15 protein-coding genes are annotated in these 20,338 nt (G+C 54.7%); 12 read left to right on the forward strand and 3 right to left on the reverse strand.

Features of this window, described 5'->3' with window-relative positions; genetic code table 11:
- Positions 1 to 8: 8 nt before the first annotated feature.
- On the reverse strand, positions 9 to 1,121 hold the full coding sequence (locus FEZ21_RS15940) for a right-handed parallel beta-helix repeat-containing protein (protein ID WP_160627808.1): 1,113 nt from the start codon (positions 1,119 to 1,121) through the stop codon (positions 9 to 11).
- Positions 1,122 to 1,734: 613 nt separating this feature from the next.
- Here FEZ21_RS15940 and FEZ21_RS15945 point away from each other — a divergent pair.
- A complete protein-coding gene (locus tag FEZ21_RS15945) occupies positions 1,735 to 2,667 on the forward strand; it encodes a CatB-related O-acetyltransferase (RefSeq protein WP_158525125.1) in 933 nt (310 codons plus the stop codon).
- A gap of 246 nt (positions 2,668 to 2,913) precedes the next feature.
- On the opposite strand, the gene FEZ21_RS22655 is transcribed toward FEZ21_RS15945, so the two are convergent.
- Entirely contained in the window at positions 2,914 to 4,530 is a 1,617-nt protein-coding gene (locus tag FEZ21_RS22655) for a glycosyltransferase (RefSeq protein WP_148666178.1), read from the reverse strand.
- A gap of 428 nt (positions 4,531 to 4,958) precedes the next feature.
- Here FEZ21_RS22655 and FEZ21_RS22760 point away from each other — a divergent pair, with 428 nt between their 5' ends.
- From FEZ21_RS22760 to kdsB, 6 genes are all read left to right on the forward strand, one after another.
- On the forward strand, positions 4,959 to 5,984 hold the full coding sequence (locus FEZ21_RS22760; RefSeq protein ID WP_178092382.1) for a CatB-related O-acetyltransferase: 1,026 nt from the start codon (positions 4,959 to 4,961) through the stop codon (positions 5,982 to 5,984).
- A 240-nt stretch (positions 5,985 to 6,224) separates the two neighbouring features.
- Positions 6,225 to 6,620, forward strand: coding sequence for a pantoate--beta-alanine ligase (locus FEZ21_RS15960; RefSeq protein ID WP_003446016.1), 396 nt, complete (start codon positions 6,225 to 6,227; stop codon positions 6,618 to 6,620).
- A 103-nt stretch (positions 6,621 to 6,723) separates the two neighbouring features.
- Entirely contained in the window at positions 6,724 to 7,746 is a 1,023-nt protein-coding gene (locus FEZ21_RS15965; protein WP_238143931.1) for a CDP-glycerol glycerophosphotransferase family protein, read from the forward strand.
- Entirely contained in the window at positions 7,746 to 9,995 is a 2,250-nt protein-coding gene (locus FEZ21_RS15970) for a capsule biosynthesis protein (RefSeq protein ID WP_160627810.1), read from the forward strand. The genes FEZ21_RS15965 and FEZ21_RS15970 overlap by 1 nt, the downstream gene beginning before the upstream one ends.
- Before the next feature lie 126 nt (positions 9,996 to 10,121).
- Positions 10,122 to 10,964: a 3-deoxy-8-phosphooctulonate synthase gene (kdsA, locus tag FEZ21_RS15975; protein WP_003446021.1), complete on the forward strand. Its 843-nt coding sequence runs from the start codon at positions 10,122 to 10,124 to the stop codon at positions 10,962 to 10,964.
- Between the two features lie 29 nt (positions 10,965 to 10,993).
- Complete coding sequence (gene kdsB, locus FEZ21_RS22870; RefSeq protein ID WP_003446024.1) at positions 10,994 to 12,280, forward strand: 3-deoxy-manno-octulosonate cytidylyltransferase; 1,287 nt, start codon at positions 10,994 to 10,996, stop codon at positions 12,278 to 12,280.
- Positions 12,281 to 12,383: 103 nt separating this feature from the next.
- On the opposite strand, the gene FEZ21_RS15985 is transcribed toward kdsB, so the two are convergent.
- On the reverse strand, positions 12,384 to 13,316 hold the full coding sequence (locus tag FEZ21_RS15985; protein ID WP_003446027.1) for an SIS domain-containing protein: 933 nt from the start codon (positions 13,314 to 13,316) through the stop codon (positions 12,384 to 12,386).
- A gap of 242 nt (positions 13,317 to 13,558) precedes the next feature.
- Between FEZ21_RS15985 and FEZ21_RS15990 the strand changes: the two genes are divergently transcribed.
- From FEZ21_RS15990 to FEZ21_RS16010, 5 genes are all read left to right on the forward strand, one after another.
- Positions 13,559 to 14,635: a phosphotransferase gene (locus tag FEZ21_RS15990; protein ID WP_238839958.1), complete on the forward strand. Its 1,077-nt coding sequence runs from the start codon at positions 13,559 to 13,561 to the stop codon at positions 14,633 to 14,635.
- A 147-nt stretch (positions 14,636 to 14,782) separates the two neighbouring features.
- Positions 14,783 to 16,804, forward strand: coding sequence for a capsular polysaccharide biosynthesis protein (locus FEZ21_RS15995; protein ID WP_037001845.1), 2,022 nt, complete (start codon positions 14,783 to 14,785; stop codon positions 16,802 to 16,804).
- Complete coding sequence (locus FEZ21_RS16000) at positions 16,744 to 18,057, forward strand: capsule biosynthesis protein (protein ID WP_003446031.1); 1,314 nt, start codon at positions 16,744 to 16,746, stop codon at positions 18,055 to 18,057. The genes FEZ21_RS15995 and FEZ21_RS16000 overlap by 61 nt, the downstream gene beginning before the upstream one ends.
- Positions 18,054 to 18,830, forward strand: a complete 777-nt coding sequence (locus FEZ21_RS16005) for an SDR family NAD(P)-dependent oxidoreductase (RefSeq protein ID WP_160627812.1) — start codon at positions 18,054 to 18,056, stop codon at positions 18,828 to 18,830. Before FEZ21_RS16000 ends, FEZ21_RS16005 begins: the two co-directional genes overlap by 4 nt.
- The gene (locus FEZ21_RS16010; RefSeq protein ID WP_160627814.1) at positions 18,823 to 20,337 is read left to right on the forward strand and encodes an LTA synthase family protein; all 1,515 of its coding nucleotides are present in this window, start codon (positions 18,823 to 18,825) and stop codon (positions 20,335 to 20,337) included. Before FEZ21_RS16005 ends, FEZ21_RS16010 begins: the two co-directional genes overlap by 8 nt.
- The last annotated feature ends 1 nt before the right edge of the window (position 20,338 follow it).

The following is a 20,338-nucleotide window of genomic DNA, read 5'->3' on the forward strand; positions in this document are numbered from 1 at the left end:
TACCGTCGTCACTTACCTTCAGGGGAACACTCAACGGTGTCATTACCTTCGACTGTGTTGCCTTGCGTGTTCTGGCCATCCGGTTTTTTTGTATATTTATAAGGTTCGAGCACAGGCTCTCGACTGGCGCCGCCAATACGATTCCTCATGATTTTATTGTTGTCACCCTCAACGCGAACAGCCGTCTTGGTATGACAAAACACATTATCCTCAACAACATTATTATTGGCGTAATCCTTGTAGTACTTTCCACTCGGATCCACAGCTGGATCACCGCATCCCCACTTGCTCAAGTCCTTACCTTGACGCGAGGCAATCCAGACACCGACACGTTCATTGGTAAAGGTATTATTCCGGACGGTATTAAAATCACTTGACTGCCAACGAAGTGCAGACTTTCCGGACAGAAAGTTTTCCCCGCAGTTTTTGTACATAAGTACCCCGCCGCGCGTATTCCCTATGAACCGGTTCCCCTCAATCGTATTATGCGCCGAGGAGTCAACGGACAAGCCTTCACGCTTCCCCGCCTTACCATTGCCCTGAATGGTGTTGTTGACAATATTCAGGCGCTGCGTCCCCTGCTCCAGATAGACACCGACGTTACCTGAGTCTTGAATAGTGGAGTTTTTTAGCGTGGAGTCCGTCGTATAGCTGTCAAAATACACACCACCACGACCGCTGTTTAACACAGTGACATTGTCGATCACAATATGACTGGGCGCCACGTCATAGTTCGCATTCCGGTCGGCAGAAAGGTCTTTGATACGAAAGCCGGAAGTAATACTGATGCCACGATTTTTGAAATTCTGAATACGGCAGTTTTCAACCGTTACATTCTCGATCTTCTTTTTACCCCCACCAATAACAATACCAATAGGGATATTATTCCCACCGTCCAGCGTAGCGCCCTTGCAGTTCAGATGCGTATTACTCGCAGGTAGACGCAAAGACTGGGTATAGGTACAAGAACCGTCCAGCTCGACCTGACCGCTCAACGCATTCTGCGCCGGCAGCCGGCAGGCCCCGCCTTCCCCGGCAAAGACTACAACCGGGCAAGTGACCAATAACGAAAAAAAACAGTTCAGACTTCGTTTCAATCCAGAACTTTTTTTCATTTTCATTGTCTCCGCTCAATGCCGCATAAGGAATTATTAGAATACACTCTGAAAAGCAGAGGCGTACCCCTTAAACATGGAAATTTGACTGCAACCCCTCCATTTTTCAATGAAGTCTCTGGTGACGACCACGAATCAAATAACACCACCCCTCTACACGACCGATGCAAATCGGACGTATTCGGGACGCCGTTGAGATTGCAGTCAATTAGAATATTTACATGAGAACCGATGAAGATTCCGGGAACTTTTCAGTTCGACACATGTCTCTCGAAGTAATACCGCGACATGCTTTAATAGAACCGAAATCGCCCCGTCATCAGCACCCTTATTGCCCAGAATGGTTTTGCCGACCAAGAAGCAACCCGCCAGACCTGATCAGAACGAACAAGCCTCCCCGCGCGCCCTCCAACCCGCCACCCGACGAGGCAACAGTACTGCCGCCCAGTCACAGAACAGGCAACAGGCAACGCACCTCCTGCGCTTTCTCCGCCTTAACTCTGGAATTTTTTCCGAAAATAAAATAACATCCACCGCTTTTGAATGCATTGAACAACAGTCATACAAGACTTAGTTGAAAACCAAAGCATCTCCAACCATAAGTCATCCGGAGTCAGACTTGAACAGTTCCAGATATAAAAGCAAAAACATAATTGGCCCCGGCTGCAGGATATCGGAAGAAGCTACCCTCGTTGCCCCCGTACGGCTATACGGCGTAGTTGTGGTAGACAAGACTTCGACAATTGGCAAGTACACCTACATCGGAACAGGCTCATACGTACAACACACCCATATCGGCAACTATTGCTCGATAGCTCGAGACATTGAGATTGGTGCTAAAGCCCACCCACTGACCATGTTGTCATCGCACTCATTCCAGTACAACAACAACCATTTCGCCAATCAACCCGAATATCAAATAACCAAAGTAAAACAACCTCGCAAGAGGGACCATGTGACAGAAATCGGTAGTGATGTCTGGATCGGAACAAAATCCGTAATACGCGGAGGCGTCAAGATCGGTCATGGCGCAGTGATTGGCTCAAGCTCCGTCGTTACAAAAGACGTTCGACCTTACGCCATTGTCGCCGGAGCCCCCGCAAAAGAAATACGAATGCGCTTTGATGAGGACACGGTTTCGCGCCTGCTGGAGTCGCGCTGGTGGGAACTTGACCCTACCGACATGAACGGAGTCGACTTTAACGACATTGATGCCGCGCTCAACGAGATAGAGTCCCGCCGAGCCTTTTACAAGAAATTAATAAGCCAGTCACTGCTCACCACCCTCAAAAATTCGTCCACCAGCAAAAATGGCGTCATTTGGTTTGATATCGAAAAGTCATATGCAGAGCCAGAAATCCTGCGGGACTTTGACAGCGTGAACATCATCGAGTCAGGCTTCGGATCAGGAAATTTCAAGATTGAAAAGGCCTGGCATAACCCGGAAAAAAATCATTTCGCACTGAAAATCAATGGCGTCCCAAAAACCATTCCAGCAGGGACCGTGACCTTCACCTTCAAAAAAAACCCCGATCCCCAAGCTAAAAACTAACCCCAACACCCACGAAATGCAGTCACGCTACTGACTGCAATGACAAGCACCTGCCAAGTGCCATAAGCCAGCCCCTTAAATCACCAACCATGCACCACACAACCAAAGGGGCGAGGCATCTACTGCAACAGGGTCATCACCTCATCGAGAGCGAGTTACCAGAGTCAGAGGCAAGCATGGAATCAAACTCGCTCAACACCTGAAGCAAAAAAAAGATCCCCATCAACCAAGAGAGAGATCCCGCGCTCAAGAAAAGATGAATTTTATCGCGCGACTTGCAATCACACCCCGAAAAGAAACACCGTCCTTCATCAAGCGAAAGCGGTACCGCCCTTTAACCTCATCGAGAGCCATTTCGTCGATTTCGTACACCCCCGGAAGCACTTTGGCCACCCCCCCCATAAACTCACGCTCAGCAGAAACCTCCAGCACCCAGGCCTTCCTGGCCAATCGATAGGATTCGGCACACTCATCACTGACCCCTTCTGGCAGATAAATCCAGCCGACCTTACTTGACACCCTGTTCAGGAGAATTTCTCCTTCGGGCCCGGCATAACCTTGACGCCCGGTTGGCCCGCCCGCCAAGCCATCAAACAAATCAAGCCAAAGCTTAACGATCGCTTGAGACGCGAACCTTTGCGCACTGAGCTTGCCTTTACTACCCATGGACGAAACCAGAGCACTATTACTGAGCAACAGATTGATTTTTTCAACAAACTCATCTTCGGTATCTACGATAAACCCATCCTCCCCATCAGCCACAATCTCCTGTGGCCCATAGTTGGTTCGCGTAGAGACCAGCGGAGTGCCATACCCCAATGACTCAGCAAAGCTGATACCAAAGCCTTCAGTAACCGACATGCCCAAACTGACACTGGCTCGCCTGAAGATGCGGGATACACTGGTTGCAAACCCCATCACCTGAATGGAGTCCTGCATACCGAGCTTGAGAATCAATGCCTTTATCTCTTCCTCCTGATCTCCCGACCCCCAGATCTCCAGGCGCGCATCAGGGTTTATCGCTACAACTTTGGCGAACGCACTGACCATCGACTTGATACGCTTGACACCGTGAAGCCGCGACACGATGACAGCTAGATTAGCCTCACGCAGAACCGGCTCTTCCTGCGATTCAAGCGTGATCAGGTTGCCGATCACTGAATATCGCCCTGACGGAAACTGCAGCTGCATGTCGTGAAGCTGTCCCCGGGTCAAAAGAACCAGCCGATCACAGTTAGAAATCCCCCTGATAACACCGTGGTATTTCGGTGCAATAGCACCACCGACGCGGTACGGCTTAAGCAAATGATTACTGTGCATCATCAGCACCCTGTAAATATCATCGCCCTCTATGCTGCACACCGCATCCGCAGCACCAATTGAATCGGCAACGATAAAACTGGGCAAACACTCGACCGACAGGCACTTCAACCAGTATGCGTGGGCCGAGTCGAGCGAATTGAACTTGAGCGGCCTTTTACCGGGCATGGAAATCAAAACCATCACGCCACCCGTCAAATGATTCTGGAATTCCTCTAAATATACATAGCCCTTGACCGTCATATATCGAACAACACTGATATTCGCGCCATTAATATGATCAATGCGCCGGACGACCTTAACTTGCAGATGTTCAATATTCGAATCATTACGCGCTGCAGCGCCTGCACTTATAACTTCCAGAGCCTTGCAGGCAAACCACTTATAAAAATTAACAACTTTAAGTGTTTCAGGAATACGGCCCTGCTCAACAAGGTTGCCGATGGTTGCGTCCAGCCGCTCATCAAAGTCAAGTACGGCTATCCGCGCACTCACTCCCGCCTCTGCCAGCGCAGCGGTTCTGCCCAGCGAAACACGCGTCACCCCCCCTCCCTGCTCCGCCAACTCATACAAGACAGATATTACTTGCCGCACAGCAACCCCCTTTTAACCAAAACCACCCAGACCATCCATATCTCTCTATGGCTAGAACTTTTCGCACCAAAAACACCCAGCACTTTATCAGGACGCACCAGAGGCGACCACTCTATCCACTTGGCACGATAGTACTCAAACGAAGTTAATGGACTGCCCCGCTCAACCCTATGTCGGGATGGAACAACTCTGATTAACACCTTCATATAACGCTACCTTGTATGCACCAACACAGCGCTCAACGACTGCAATTACAGTTGCACCAGGCACCACCCCATCTACCTCATACATATCTTGACACACGCAGGACACACCGATAAAATCCGCGGTTTGCCAACCCCACACCAAAACATCTTAGAAGCACCCAATGAATATCCTTGGATAATCATGTAGCGGCACTTAAACATCTAAATGATGGCATTGCAATATTACGGAGCGCGTGGATTTTGGAAAACACTTTGATATCGAAACTTGCCAATATTTCTCCGGAAGCCATTTTAATGGAGCCAGTGAAACTTTATGGCGCTGTCACTGTCAACGCGAAAGCTCTGATAGGCAAGTACACCTACATTGGCAACGGCGGCTATGTTGGCCGGGGCGTAACTATTGGTAATTTCTGCTCCATCGCACGCAATGCCGAAATCAGCCCCATCAACCACCCAACCGATTACCTGAGCTGCCACCCCTTCCAATACAACACCAATCACTTCACCGACTTTAAAGACTACTCGACTCATCAGCGAGTAAAGGGCCCCACTGCCAACCCGGCAGTGATTGGCCACGATGTCTGGATTGGTGCCGGAGTGATGATCTGCCAGGGCGTAACTGTCGGTACTGGCGCCGTCATTGCCGGCGGCGCAGTGGTCACAAAAGACGTACCACCTTATGCCATCGTGGGTGGCATTCCCGCTCAAGTCATCCGCTATCGCTTCGACGAAGCAACCATTGAACGGCTTCTGGCCAGCCAGTGGTGGGATCTTGAACCTAAAGACATGATTGACGTCGATTTCACTAACGTGTCAGAAGCACTCGACAAGATCAGCGCAATCAAGCTGCATATGGGTCTGAAAAACCGCAGCGTCCTCGCTGGCACAGTCTCCAACTCTGCAAGCGGTACAAGCTCTGGCATTGTCTGGCTCACCACGCCTACTGCCTATGCAGACATGAATGCCCTGGACCGCTTTACCTCGATTGAGGTGGTTTCGCACGAAGCCGGATCAGGCAGCGCCTCACCATTGGTTGCGCCAGGCGTTTATCAGATCCAGAACACATCATTCGATGCAAAGCGTGGCTGGTATCGTCTGACTTTCCTCGTGGATGGCAAGCCTTTCAAAGGAAAGCTGGCCCGCAAAAAATTCAGCTTTAAACTCGGCACGACTTATGCTCGTGGCAGCGCAGAATAAAACCCATATCCGAACCACAAGAGCCCCCGGTAGAATGGCGGGCTTTTGTAGATGCTGCATGCCGGACCTTTTAAAAAGTGAGTCGAGCGCAGGCGCCACAGAATCAACACCCGACACTGAAGATGCCTGCATCCTCGCTGAGAAACGACGATTCCAAAAAGCTGAGCTTTCAAGACCAAGGCCTACCCCCCCTTTCTACCCGCCCCATGCGACGCAACCGCTTACGCGATAAGGATATATATGAGAACTATCATCACCTTCGGTACCTTCGACGTGCTGCACATCGGTCACGTAAAAATCCTGCAGCGCGCTCGCGCCCAAGGTGACCGGCTTGTTGTGGGTATCTCTTCGGATGCGTTGAACTTCTCGAAAAAACAACGCAACCCGGTTTACCCTGAAGGCGAACGTCGCGACATCATCGCCTCGCTCGGATGTGTGGACGAGGTTTTCATTGAGGAGTCTCTTGAGCTCAAAGGCGAGTACATCAAAGAGTTTGGCGCTCACGCTCTGGTCATGGGCAATGACTGGGAAGGACGCTTCGATGAATTCAAATCCCTGTGCGAAGTTATCTACCTGCCGCGCACAGAAGGTATCTCCACTACCCAACTGATCGCAGAGATCAAAAAGTATGGGTAAGTCACCCAGAATTGGTTTCGTTGGGTGGAACCCGTTTCAATTTCTTCACATTCAGAAGCTGGCCAGCACCTTCCCTGGCGCATGCTTTGTGATTGAAAAGCGAATGGATTTCATCGCTGAATTCAGTGATGACATCCTGAAAAACCCCCACACTCCGATAATGGTGTGGGATCGCGCGCAAATGGCCACACTCGATGGAGTCTTCGACATCATCGTTTGCCAGACGCCTTTTTCACGCATCGAAGTGTTTGAAAAATCAAAAATAGCCATGATCCAGTATGGCTATGCCAAAGAGCCGCATAACTACGGCCCATGGCGTGCGTTCGCAGATCTGTGCCTGACTTACGGCCCTTATGCTTCAGAGCGTATCGATTATTTCAGCCCGACGGCTTCCGTTGGCAATCCTCGTTACGATGACTGGCATCTGGAGAGTTTTCATCAGGCCGCCAAATCAAAACACGCGGCGAAACTGAATCCGAACAAAAAAACAGTGCTGTATCTGCCAACCTGGGGCGATCTGTCCAGCGTTGACCAGTTCGTGACCTCTATTTACGACCTGGCGGATAACTACAATGTTTTGATGAAGATGCACCACAACACCGAACTGCTCGAAAGCGCGCGCAAAGACAAGATGGACATGGGTGCCATTTGCCATTTCGGGGCCAATGACGACCTGCTGGAGCTGCTGTCCATCTGCGATGTCGTCATATCCGATTACAGCGGCGCAATCTTTGACGCGATGTATTGCAAGAAACCCATCGCACTGCTGGATACCGACCTGTCCGACCAGATGGGCGGTAAAAAAATCGACGGCTACAGCCTGGAGTATTCGCGCCGGAGCGAGCTGGGCCTGACGATCAAAACACCCGAGGCGCTGGCAGCCGGCATCACAGAGCTGGCCGAAAACAGCGAACAATACGTCCAGCTGTATGAACCGCTGCGTAGCTCTCTCTTTACCGACACCAAGGACTCATTGAGCCTGGCCCGGGATGCGCTGATAAAACTGTGGAACGGCGAGTTCACACCTACTCAACCTCAATCCTACGTGCGCAAGGAATTGAAAGAGTTCTACAAAACCAAGCGAGAGCTGGCGATCGCCAAGAAAAAGAAGAGCGTGAAAAAATAATGATATCCATCCAGCGACACATCATTGTTAAGGCAATCTTCCTGCTTTCAAAAATGGGGGCTCATCGTGCCAGCCTGGCTTGCACAGACAGATTGCTCCGGCTGAATGTTTCCTTGAGTCAATTGCGCCAGGCGGTAGTCACGGCCAATCTGCATAACAACCAGGCATCGGCACTGCGCTACGCGAACAGCGCGATTGAAAAGTACCCGTCCAACTCGTTCGGCTACATTGAAAAAGCCAAGATTCTGGCCGGTCGCGGCGACGAAGAAGAAGCCGTCGAAACGCTGAAGCTAGCCCCCTCGTGCAGCCAGGTTTCCGAAATACTCGCGCTTTATCGCTCGCCCCTGTTTGCACAACAACCTAAAGAAACCTTTTCCAAACCCAAGCCACTGGTTTCCACCAGCGACCTGGAAAAGTCATTTCTGCTGGCCGGTAACGACGAATCGTGGCTCAACATCATTGCTACCCAGGCTCATCAGGCTATCAAGTCCGACCCACTGAACCTGACCAACTTCAGCATCCTGACGCGCGTATACAGCCAGCTGAATCAGCATGAAGCACTGATTGAAACGATCAACTCGTTTCCCGAACACGTGTCATCAACACTTAACTACCGCCTGATGCTTTCCAAAGCCTATCAAATGGCGCGCAATCAAGAAGCGGCGCTTGATGTGCTGCTGGCGGCGCAAGTCAATTACCCCTCCGAACGCAAACTGCTGATGCGGATCAGCGACATGTTGCGTGACGATGCTCAGGTCGCCCGCGCCTATTCCTATCTTTGTGCGGCCCAAGCCTGTTATCCGGCCTATGGATCAGTCAAGCGCCTGTCCTTCGAGATTGATCACGCGCTGTACGATGATGCGCGCAACACATTACTGGGCATTCTGAGCTTTCCTCGCGAAACGCTGATGAAGTTCATGCCCATGATTAACCGCGCGACACCTTTCTTTCCTGATTTGTACGAAAGAACCCAGGCTGCGCGAAATCTGGCCCAGTCACTGCTCTCAGCGGAAAAAGGCAAGAAAGGCATCAACCCGAATGAGCAGGTCAAGGTTGCAGTGAAGTGTCGCTGGCTCCACGAAGCACAGCAGATCATTGACCGGAACAAGAACGGCACCCAACCCGTTTCCGAGGAAAATCAGGCCTGGCTGGATGCCGTGATCCGGAATCTGGGTAAATCCCGAGTGCTTGCTGACATCGCCAATACCAACGAGGTGTCTCAGCATTTGTACGGTTGGAGCAATGGTTCGATCGTCGACATCGAACCCGACACCATGGATCTTTCGAAAGTCGTCGAAGTCTTTATTCCAACGGTCTTTTTCGCTGCCCCAAACGAAGAAAAACCAAGCTACGCGACTGTTCGCGAATTCCTGTCAAACGTGTACGGATACCTTCTGGCTCGTAAAGACCTGATTCTGGTACCACGCCACCAATGGAACTGGAGGAACTGTGATCCTCGAATTCCAGGCGCACGTATTGTCAGCTACCACACCAATGCCCCGCTGAACGCCGATCACCTGCACATCCAGGAAGTTCCGCTGGCAGGTCGATGCAGCATGGACCACCAGGGATTTGCGGGCTACTCCTCACTCGCCACGATCCATGCTCCGATTGAGCAATCGACTGCCGGTGTCGCAACAGAGGTGCTGGCGGCGAATGAAGAAGCGTTACGCGAAGCTTATATCCATCACAACGTCTCCAAATATGCGCAGAGCGCGGAGCGCATCACGTACACAGATGATTATGTTTTCGTAGCCCTGCAGATACCCACCGATACCGTTGCCGCCCTTGCCGCAATCACAGGCGCAGAATTGGTGCGTACTGTCGCCGAGTACTATGCCGGCACGACAACAAAAGTGCGGGTCAAGCGCCACCCGTATTGCAACAGCATGACGGTTCAAAAAACACTCGAAGCCCTTTCAAGCAGTGGAGCCATCGAGATGTCAAACGCCTCGGTCCATGACCTCATATCGGGCGCGAAAGCCGTATTTACCGTCAACTCCGGCGTTGGCCTGGAAGCGCTGCTGCATCGTCGGCCCGTTGTTGTCACAGGCGAATGTGATTACTCCTACGCCGTTGCTGCATACCCGCGCAGCATTGACGAATTGAAGACTCGCCTCAACAGCGAGCTCGTTTATGACGCGCAGCGTACCCAAAATCTTCTTCATCACTACGTTAATGCGTATTCGATGGCAGCCAATGACGAAGCCGGCATTCACAACAATCTCGCCCGCTGGTTAAACGGCTAAGCGCGATTTATGCCAGACCCGGTAGGGTTTTTTCATACCCGCGACGGGTGTCAGACACACGTGTTGTGATCTGACATCCGTACATTGCTTGACCTTTTTCATAATTTTCAAAATGGACTTGTAACCATGATCAAAATCACCCCTGCAATCGAATGCTCCAACAATGCCCCTTTCGTGCTGTTTGGCGGCATCAACGTTCTGGAATCCCGCGACCTGGCCATGCGCGCCTGTGAAGAATACGTGCGCGTGACCGACAAGCTGGGCATCCCGTATGTATTCAAGGCCAGCTTCGACAAGGCTAATCGCTCGTCCATTCACTCGTACCGTGGCCCGGGCATGGAAGAAGGCCTGCGTATTTTCCAGGACGTCAAAGCGGCATTCGGCGTACCGGTCATTACCGACGTCCACGAAATTTATCAGTGTGCACCTGTCGCCGAAGTGGCAGATGTACTGCAATTGCCTGCGTTTTTGGCCCGCCAGACCGATCTGGTTGTCGCGCTGGCCAAGACTGGCAAGCCGGTCAACATCAAAAAGCCTCAGTTCCTGAGCCCGTCGCAGATGCAGAACATCGTGCACAAGTTCAAGGAAGCCGGGAACGACCAACTGATCCTGTGCGACCGTGGCACCTGCCTGGGTTACGACAACCTGGTCGTCGACATGCTCGGTTTTGGCGTGATGAAGCGCACATGCGACAACCTGCCGATCATTTTCGACGTGACCCACGCCCTGCAACAGCGCGATCCATCGGGTGCAGCGTCCGGCGGTCGTCGTGAGCAAGTGGTTGAACTGGCACGTGCAGGCATGGGCGTCGGCCTGGCCGGCCTGTTCCTGGAAGCTCACCCGAACCCGGATCAAGCCAAGTGCGATGGCCCAAGCGCCCTGCCGCTGGACCAACTGGAGCCGTTCCTGGCTCAGATCAAAGCACTGGATGATCTGGTCAAGTCGTTCCCAGCACTGAACATTGGTTAAACCGGCTTTCTGAAGCAAGGATTCTGAGCATGGCACGTACAGAACAACGGGTCGCGATTGTTATTCCGGCCCGCTACGGCTCGACTCGTTTGCCGGGTAAACCGCTCGCGGATATCTGCGGTAAACCAATGGTGCAGCATGTGTACGAACGCGCGCTGCAAGTGGCACACGCTGACGTAGTTGTCGTGGCAACCGACGACGAGCGTGTGGCCCAAGCCGTAGAAGCGTTTGGCGGTCAATACATCATGACCTCTGCGGATCACCCGTCAGGCACCGACCGTCTGGCAGAAGTCATGGCGAAAGTTGACGCAGATATTTACATCAACCTGCAAGGCGACGAGCCGCTGGTTCGCCCGGCGGATATCGACGCCCTCGCTACAGGCATGCTGGCCGACGCACAGGTCAAGGTCGGTACGCTGTGCCATGTGATCGATGCTCACGAAGCCGCCAACCCCAACACCGTGAAAGTGGTGTTGGCCCACAACGGCAATGCACTCTACTTCAGCCGCTCGCCCATCCCGTACCCACGGGATGGCGAGGAAGCCAGTTACCTCAAGCATGTCGGCGTTTACGGTTATCGTCGCGACGTGTTGGCGGACTACACCGGCCTGCCGCAAGCGATGCTGGAAAACGCCGAAAAACTTGAGCAACTGCGGCTTTTGGCTGCCGGCGTGTGCATTCGGGCATATGTTGTCGAGCCAACCGGGCCGGGTGTTGATACACCCGAGTGCCTGGAGCAGGTACGCGCACTGATGAGCGGAAAAACACCGGCACCTCGCACTACGCTGAACGACATTCGCCTGGTGATTACCGACGTGGACGGCGTGCTGACCGATGGCGGCATTTACTACGACGCCACTGGCGAATGCCTGAAGCGTTTCCATGTGCGGGATGGCATGGGCATGCGTCTGCTGGAAGAGAATGGCGTGCGCGTAGCGGTGTTGTCCGGCCGTGACTCGCCCACGCTGCGCAAGCGCGTTGCGGATCTGGGCATTACCCTGTGTCAGTTCGGGGTGAAGGATAAACTGACTGCATGCAATCAGTTGATGGCCGAAGCCGGTGTCAGCGCTGCGAACACAGCGTGCATTGGTGACGACTGCATCGACCTGCCGGCTTTCGCAGCGTGCGCGCTGTCGTTTGCGGTCGCCGATGCTCCGGTGTACGTAAAGGCAGCTGCTACTCACGTACTCACGGCAGCTGGTGGCACGGGCGCTTTCCGCGAAGTGGCAGACAGCATTTTGTTTGCCCAGGGCAAGGACGCGGTATTGGGCACTGCGGCAGGTTATGCGCAGGTCATGGCCAAGATGGCGCAATAAGCTACAGCTTGTGTCTGAATAAAAAAACGGGGCCCTGGCAGGCCCCGTTTTTTTATTCAACAGCGCCAGGCAGTTACCCATGCCTGACGCAGCTACACATCAATCAGTCGAAAATTTCAACCACACCCACGATCTCATTGGCGTGATTGGTCACGGCCAGGGCGCGGATTTTTTTGTCGATCATGTAGGCTTCCGCTTCGGACAGCTGCGACTCTTCCCTGATGGTGTGCGGGTTACGTGTCATGAACTGGTCAACCGTGCTGCCAGTGACACCCTGGTTCTGCAGCAGTGCACGACGCAGGTCGCCGTCAGTAACGATGCCCACCAGCACACCCTGGTCCAGAACCACGGTCAGCCCCATGCGGCTTTCGGTCATGACCAGCAGGCAGTCGTGAAAACTGGTGGCCGGGGACACGATAGGTGCCGGGGAGTGCATCACATCGCTGACGCGAGTCAGCAATTTACGGCCCAGGCTGCCGCCCGGATGGTAGCGGGCGAAGTCCATCGGCTTGAATTGAATGGCTTCGATGATGGCGACGGCCAGTGCATCGCCCATGGCCATGGTGGCCAGGGTTGAAGTGGTCGGAGCCAGGTTGTTAGGACACACTTCGCGTTCGACGGAAATGTCGAGCCAGATGTCTGCATGCTTGGCCAGGGTCGACTTGCCATTCCCGGTCATGGCAATGATTTTGTTGCCAAAGGATTTCAGGCTCGGAATCAGCTTGATCAGCTCTTCGGTCTCACCGCTGTAGCTGATCAAGATCAGCACATCAATCGGCTTGAGCATGCCCAGGTCGCCGTGGAAAGCTTCAGCCGGATGCAGGAAGAAACTCGGGGTGCCAGTGGAGGCGAAGGTCGCGACCATTTTTTGACCGATCAGGCCAGACTTGCCCATGCCGCAGACCACTGTACGTCCTTTACAGCCGAGAAGCAGTTCGACAGCGCTCTGAAATTCACCATTGAGACGGTCAGCCATTTGGGTAACAGCTTGCGCCTGGGCGATGAGGGCTTCTTTTGCGATAGCGAGGTGATTCATCTTTTTGACTTTCGTCCTTGAAATGATGGAATTGGAGGGGCGGAGAATTTTAAGGGTTTTGTAACAATTAGCAAACTCACGATACATACGCCCGTTTAGTTTTGTTGATTGGAATTCTGTTCAGCCAAGAAAAATCGGTCTGACAAGTAAACTTTTCGTTGTACCTGAGTTCTCTATCACTCAGCATATTGCTACCAATACCGCAGTAAGTCGGACGTACGGCATTCGCCTAAGTTGAAACCATGAATTCGGATCTACACCCTCTGCAGGGTCGCAGAACACTTTACCGTTGGCAGCACGGTCAGTTGCAGGACCATTTACGTGCGCTATTGCCACAATGGCGAATACAGCCACTGACAATCGTTAGCCAGGATCTGGACTCCAATGCCTCTTTCGTCAACTACGTGCGCCACCATCAGATAACTGATCCCGGCACGGGTATGACCGTGGAACTGGTCGAAAAGTCCATTCGCAAGATGTTTTTTATTGGCAGCCAGGAAGCACGCTTTTATCGGCAGCGGGACATGCTCAATGCCAGCACGCAATTTCAATACCCGGCCTGCCTGGGAGTGATTGAAACGCCGTGGGAAAGCCTGATCTTTACTGAATTTGTGCGCGGCAAGCCGCCGCGCATGCCAAACATTGCACCGCAACTGGCCCTTGGCATTGCCGAACAGGAAGCACTGAGCCACGACTACCTGAGCCGCCAATCCGCACACAAGGCCCCCCTGCTCTGGAGCATGGACTTTTACCGCCCGTGGTTTCTGCTGCGTCCGCGGTTCAACTTTGCACGCTGCCTGCCCGAACTTGAGCGGCTCGGACAGAGCGATGAGCGCTTCAGCGGCCTGGCGGACAAATTCAAGCCCTTCACTCCGCTGCTGGCACGGCTGAGCAAGGCAGCGCGTCGTAGCCCCAAATGCATTAGCCACATGGATTACCTGCGAAAGAACCTGTTTGTCGACAAAGGCCAACTGCTGTTGATCGACTGGAGCGAGGTCAAGGTAGGACGCGTCGGTTTTGACGGCGGGGCCTACTTGAGTGCGCTGTTCCGACGAAAGGATATGCCGCTGTTCCTCAAAGCCCAGCAGCAGTTTATAGACACTTACCGCCAGGCACTGCCCGCGCATTTCAACCCCGATGATGCGCTATGCAACCTTCACTATATATTCCTGCTCAATGCTTTATTTCACTGCTTGCGCTCAGAAACCATCAGCGAGTACCAAGAGAAGAAACGCATGCCTTTGCTGCGACAAAAGTATGACTACCTGCTCGGACTACTGGATAAACAAGAGCAAATCGCCACCATACACCCTCTCTGATTTTAGGATTTTTCCTACATACAACTGATAAAAATCAGGCTACCCGACCTTGATTTGTATTAATATCCGCGCTTCATATTTTGTCGTCCAGCCCTGCTCGACGGCTTATCCCGCAAGATACTTCCAACGGATTTCTGTTTCACGCTTATGGATGAAGCTATTCCTCTACCGCGCTTGCTAGTCCTGTCCAAAGGTGCTCAGGGCATACCCACCCTACCCGCGCTGCTGCCCGATTACGTGCTGCGAAACGGCACTGTGGCCGACATTCGCAAAGCCGATTGCGTGATGGCCTGGGGACGCAAGCCGAGCGCAATCAAAGCCCTGGCAATAGCCTCGCGCGCCAATTTGCCGGTCGTTACCCTGGAAGACGGTTTTTTGCGCTCCATGGGGCTGGGCGCTGATGAGCCGCCGCTGTCGCTGATTGTTGATGACCTGGGTGTTTATTACGACGCCAGCGCGCCCTCGCGCCTGGAACAGTTGATCGCTACCCCGCTCAGCCCGGCCGAAGCCATACGCGCCAGAGCGCTGCAGCAGCTATGGCAACAACAGCGGGTGTCCAAATACAACGACGCACGCATCGAACACCCTGAACTGCCTGATGATTGCGTGCTGCTGGCGGATCAAACCTTTGGCGATGCATCACTGCAAGGTGCCGACCCGCAAGCGTTCAACGCAATGCTCGAGGCGGCGCTGGAGCGCTACCCCACCAGCACAGTGCTGCTCAAGGTTCATCCCGACGTGGTCGCGGGCCGCAAGCAAGGGCATTTTGATCTGGCGGCACTGGCAACCCACCCTCGGGTGCAAGTACTGGCGAACCATGTTCATCCGGCCGAATTACTGCCGCGCATGCGGGCCGTATATGTGATGACTTCGCAACTGGGCTTCGATGCCCTGCTGTGGAATGTGCCCGTACATACCTGGGGCATGCCGTTTTATGCCGGCTGGGGACTGACACAGGATCGCTTGCCACCGCCTTCACGCCGCCACCCGGTCAGCCTTGAGCAACTGGTGCATGCCAGCCTGGTGCGCTATGCACGCTACGTCAGCCCCGAAACCGGGCAGTCATGCACGCCTGAGGTGCTGATGCACTGGCTGGGTCTGCAGCGCCGCCATCGCAGTGTATTGCCGGCCTCGGTGCAGATGCTGGGCTTCAGCCGCTGGAAAGAACCGCTGGTCATGTTGTTTTTCAAGGGCTCGGCCATTCAGTTCGTCAAACCCGAGCTGCCCTTTGACCCGCTTCTGTCTACGGTGTCCTGGGGCTGTAAGCACGACACTGAACTCACGGAACACCCACACCCGGTGAGCCGGGTTGAGGACGGTTTTCTACGCTCGGTCGGACTCGGCGCGGGCAAGACCAGGCCTCTGTCCTGGGTCGTGGACGACCTGGGTATCTATTACGACGCTACTCGCCCGTCGCGCCTGGAACGCATCTTGCTTGACGATCCCTTTGAAGATTCGTTGCAGATGCGGGCACAGGCCCTGCGCGAGGCTATTTGCCGTACAGGGGTGACCAAATACAACTTGCCCGGCGAGCCCTGGGTGCGACCTGCCGAAGCCAAACGGGTGATTCTGGTCACAGGGCAAGTGGAAGACGATGCATCGATCCGCTTTGGCGCCAACCGCATCCGCAGCAACCTGCAATTGCTGCAGACGGTTCGCGAACGCAATCCCGATGCCTGGATTTTGTACAAGCCACACCCTGAAGTACTGGCCGGCACCCGTGCCCGTGGCAGTGACGAAGCGCAAACGGTGGACTGGTGTGACGAGGTAATCGGCAACACGCCGCTGCAGCACCTGTTTGAAATAGTGGATGAGGTGCATGTCCTGACCTCCCAGTCCGGCTTTGAAGCCTTGCTCCGCGGAGTGCCTGTAACCACCTATGGCCAGCCGTTCTATGCCGGCTGGGGCTTGACCCGAGACGAAGACCTGCATCCGGGTGTACAAGCACGACGCACACGGACCCTGAATCTGGATCAACTGGTGGCGGGTACATTGTTGCTGTACCCCACCTACGTCAGCCGCATTACCGATTGCTTTACCACCGCCGAGCAGACTCTTCACGAACTACAACACTGGCGCGCGTCACCGCAGCCTGGAGCAACTACCAAATGGCAGGATTTGATACAGCGCTTGAACAGTTTGTTGGGCAAAATGCGCCTGAGAAACTGAAGGCGCGCGTTCCAAATCCTTTGGTTGGTCCTGATTCTCGCAGTTTTCTGTTTCTACAAGGCGTCAGCTCTCCGTTCTTTGCGCGTCTGAACAAAACGTTGCGCGATAATGGCCAACAGGTGCAATGCGTCAATTTCAATGTGGGCGACGTGCTGTACAGCCCTGGCGCCCGTACATTTTGTCTGGCCCATGCAGCGGAGCTGGAGTCGTTTTACAGGCAAACATTTCACAGTCTTGGCGTCACCGACCTGGTGCTGTTCGGTGACTGTCGCCCCGTGCATCTCCCCGCCATCGCACTGGCGCGCAGCGCGGGCATCAGGGTTCATGTGTTCGAGGAGGGTTATTTCCGCCCCTACTGGGTCACCCTGGAACGCGGCGGGGTCAACAACCACTCGCAACTGCCCAGCGACCCGGACTGGTACCGGGAAGTCGGCAAGTTCGTTCCGCGCTACGACAACGGTACTGCGTTCAAGCAGTCGTTTGCAGCCCGCGCCACCCACGACGTGCTGTATCACTGCGGCGGCGCGCTGAATAAATTGTTCTTTCCGAACTACCGTACCCATGCCCCCTTCACGGCTGCCACCGAGTACGCAGGGTATATACGCCGTGGCGCGCGCCTGCTGCTCGCCGGGGCCCGCGATGACGCCGTGGTGGAAGAAGTGGCCCGCGAGCGCAACCCGACGTTCCTGCTCCCCCTGCAACTGGACAGTGATACACAGATCAAGGATCACTCCCCTTTCAACAACATGTCCGAAGTGATCGACCATGTGCTGGCTTCGTTTGCCGCCCATGCGCCAGGGGATGCACGGTTGGTGGTCAAGGACCATCCGCTGACACCGGGGCTGGTGAACTATCAGCGCATCACCAAAACCCTAGCCAAACACTATGACGTGGCCGACCGGGTGGACTTTCTCGACAGCGGGCATATGCCCACGCTGTTGTCGCATATTGCCGGGCTGATCACGATCAACAGCACGGCCGGCGCTTCGGCACTGTTGCACCAGCGACCGACTTTCGTCCTGGCCAACCCGATTTACGCCCTGCCCGGCCTGACACAACCCGGAAAACTTGAAGATTTCTGGACCCATCCGGTCAAGCCGGACATGACCCTGTTTCATCATTTCCGCAATACGGTGATCCACACCACGCAGATCAATGGCGGTTTTTACTCGCGCAGTGGTATCGACATGGCCGTAAACAAATGCCTGGACGTGCTGATGGCAAAAACATCGAGAATCGAAAACTTCCTATGACCCAACGTTCTACCCCCCGCTGTATTTTCATCACTGGCGCTACTGGCGGCATCGGCGGCGCACTGGCTCCGGCCTATGCCGCACCAGGGGTGACCCTGATCCTGCAAGGCCGTCGCCTGGACCGTCTGGAAGAAATGGCCGCTGAATGCCGCGCTCTCGGCGCCCGTGTATTGCTTGAGCCGATTGACGTGCGTGAACTCGATGAATTGCGCGCCATGGTTCGCCGCATCAGTGACGCCGAGCAACCCGATCTGGTGGTGGTCGGTGCCGGAATCAATATCGATATCGGTGCTCAGGGCCAAGGCGAGCAATGGGATGAAACCCGCGCCTTGCTGGAAATCAACGTGATGGCTGCTTTCGCCACGGTGGAAGCCGCCTTGCCCGCAATGCGCGCCCGTGGCCATGGGCAGATTGCGCTGTTCAGCTCCCTGGCCGGGTGGCGCGGCTTGCCGGTGACGCCCAGCTACAGCGCGAGCAAAGCTGCGATCCGCGTGTATGGCGAAGCCATTCGCGACTGGCTGGCTCCGGAGGGCGTGAGAATCAATGTGATAGTGCCCGGTTATGTCGAGTCGAAAATGTGTTTTGAAATGCCCGGGCCCAAGCCATTTCTATGGAGCGCTGAAAAAGCGGCCAATCGTATCAAGCGCGGTCTGGCGGCAAATCAGGCGCGTATCAGCTTCCCCTTTCCGCTGAACCTTGGCACCTGGCTGCTGGGGGTGATTCCACAGCGCCTTTCTTCGTTTATCTTGCGCGGTCTGAATTACAGTGAGTGAGTTTTCCATCCTGCACATCAGTATTGTCGGCCTGCTGCTGACCATTGCTCTCGAACGCCTGCTGATTCCGCGACCCGCCCTGCGCCGCCCCTTGAGTTGCTGGTTGCTGCACACCGGTGTCTGGTGCGTAAGCCTGGCGGTGCTATACGCTTTGACCGCGCGCCCGTTGTTCAGCGCAATCAATGTGGTACTGGGATGGTTGTTGATCGTGATGGTCAGCAACGCCAAGTACCACTCGCTGCGCGAGCCATTCGTGTGTGCCGATTTCGAATACTTCAGCGACGCCGTACGCTTCCCGCGCCTGTACCTGCCATTTTTCGGCATCGGTAAAGCCGCGCTGCTGGCAACCGGTTTTATCGCCTACCTCTGGGCAGGGCTGACCTTCGAGCCGCAAGTGGCCGGGGGCCGGCTGGATGCGCTATGGCTGGGGCTGGGCGGATTGATCCTGCTGAAACTGGGCCATCGCTCCAGCGTACCGAGCTTTGATGCCAACGCCGATATTCAGCGCTGGGGGCTGGTGGCCTGCCTGTGGCGCTATTTTTGGGCCGCCCGTAAACCGGTTGATCCGGCAGCGCTGGCCTCACCGTTCAATCAGGGCAATATCGCAGCGCCTGCCACGCCATTACCCGACCTGGTATCGGTGCAGAGCGAGTCTTTTTTTGATGTGCGTGAACTGTGGTCCGGCGTCAAGCCTCAGGTATTGACCGAGTACGATCGCCTCACGCAAGAAGCTCTGGCGCGGGGCAAGCTGCAGGTTGCCGCGTGGGGGGCCAATACCGTACGCACCGAGTTCGCTTACCTCACGGGTATACCCGGCGAACGCCTGGGGGTTCACCGCTTTAATCCGTACCGTGTGCTGGCGCGCAAGGGCTTGCCGAGTCTGGCCAGCCACCTCAAGACACAGGGCTATCGCACGGTGTGCATTCACCCGTTCCATGGCAGTTTTTATGGACGCAACAAGGTGTTGCCCGCGCTGGGTTTCGACGAATTCATCGACATACAAAGCTTTGATGAGTCACAGAAAGCCGGGCCGTTTATTGGCGATTGCGCCGTGGCGGACAAGATCCGCGAACTGCTGCAAGACCCGACCCGCACACAACCCCTGTTCATCCACGCCGTGACCATGGAAAACCATGGGCCGCTGCACCTTGAACAGGTTGAAGCGGCGCAGTTGCCGACCTGGTTTGACCAGCCACTGCTGCAAGGCATGGACGATCTCGCCCCCTACTTGCGCCATATCGCCAATGCCGACCTGATGCTCGGCAAGCTGCGCACGACCCTCCTGGAACAACCCAACGAAGCCCTGCTGTGTTTCTTTGGCGATCATGTGCCGATCCTCCCCGATGTCTATCAAGCCATTGGCGAACCCGTGGGCGACACCGACTACCTGATATGGTCCAACCGCCGCCCGCTCAACGTCACCCCAAGCCCGCTGCAGGTCGACAGGCTGGCCTGTCATTTACTGGCCTGCGCTGCTCAAACACCCTCCACCCGCGGAGCCGCGTGAG

Origin of the sequence: Pseudomonas sp. 9.1(2019), assembly GCF_009910445.1 — a bacterium.
Lineage (GTDB): Bacteria > Pseudomonadota > Gammaproteobacteria > Pseudomonadales > Pseudomonadaceae > Aquipseudomonas > Aquipseudomonas paraversuta.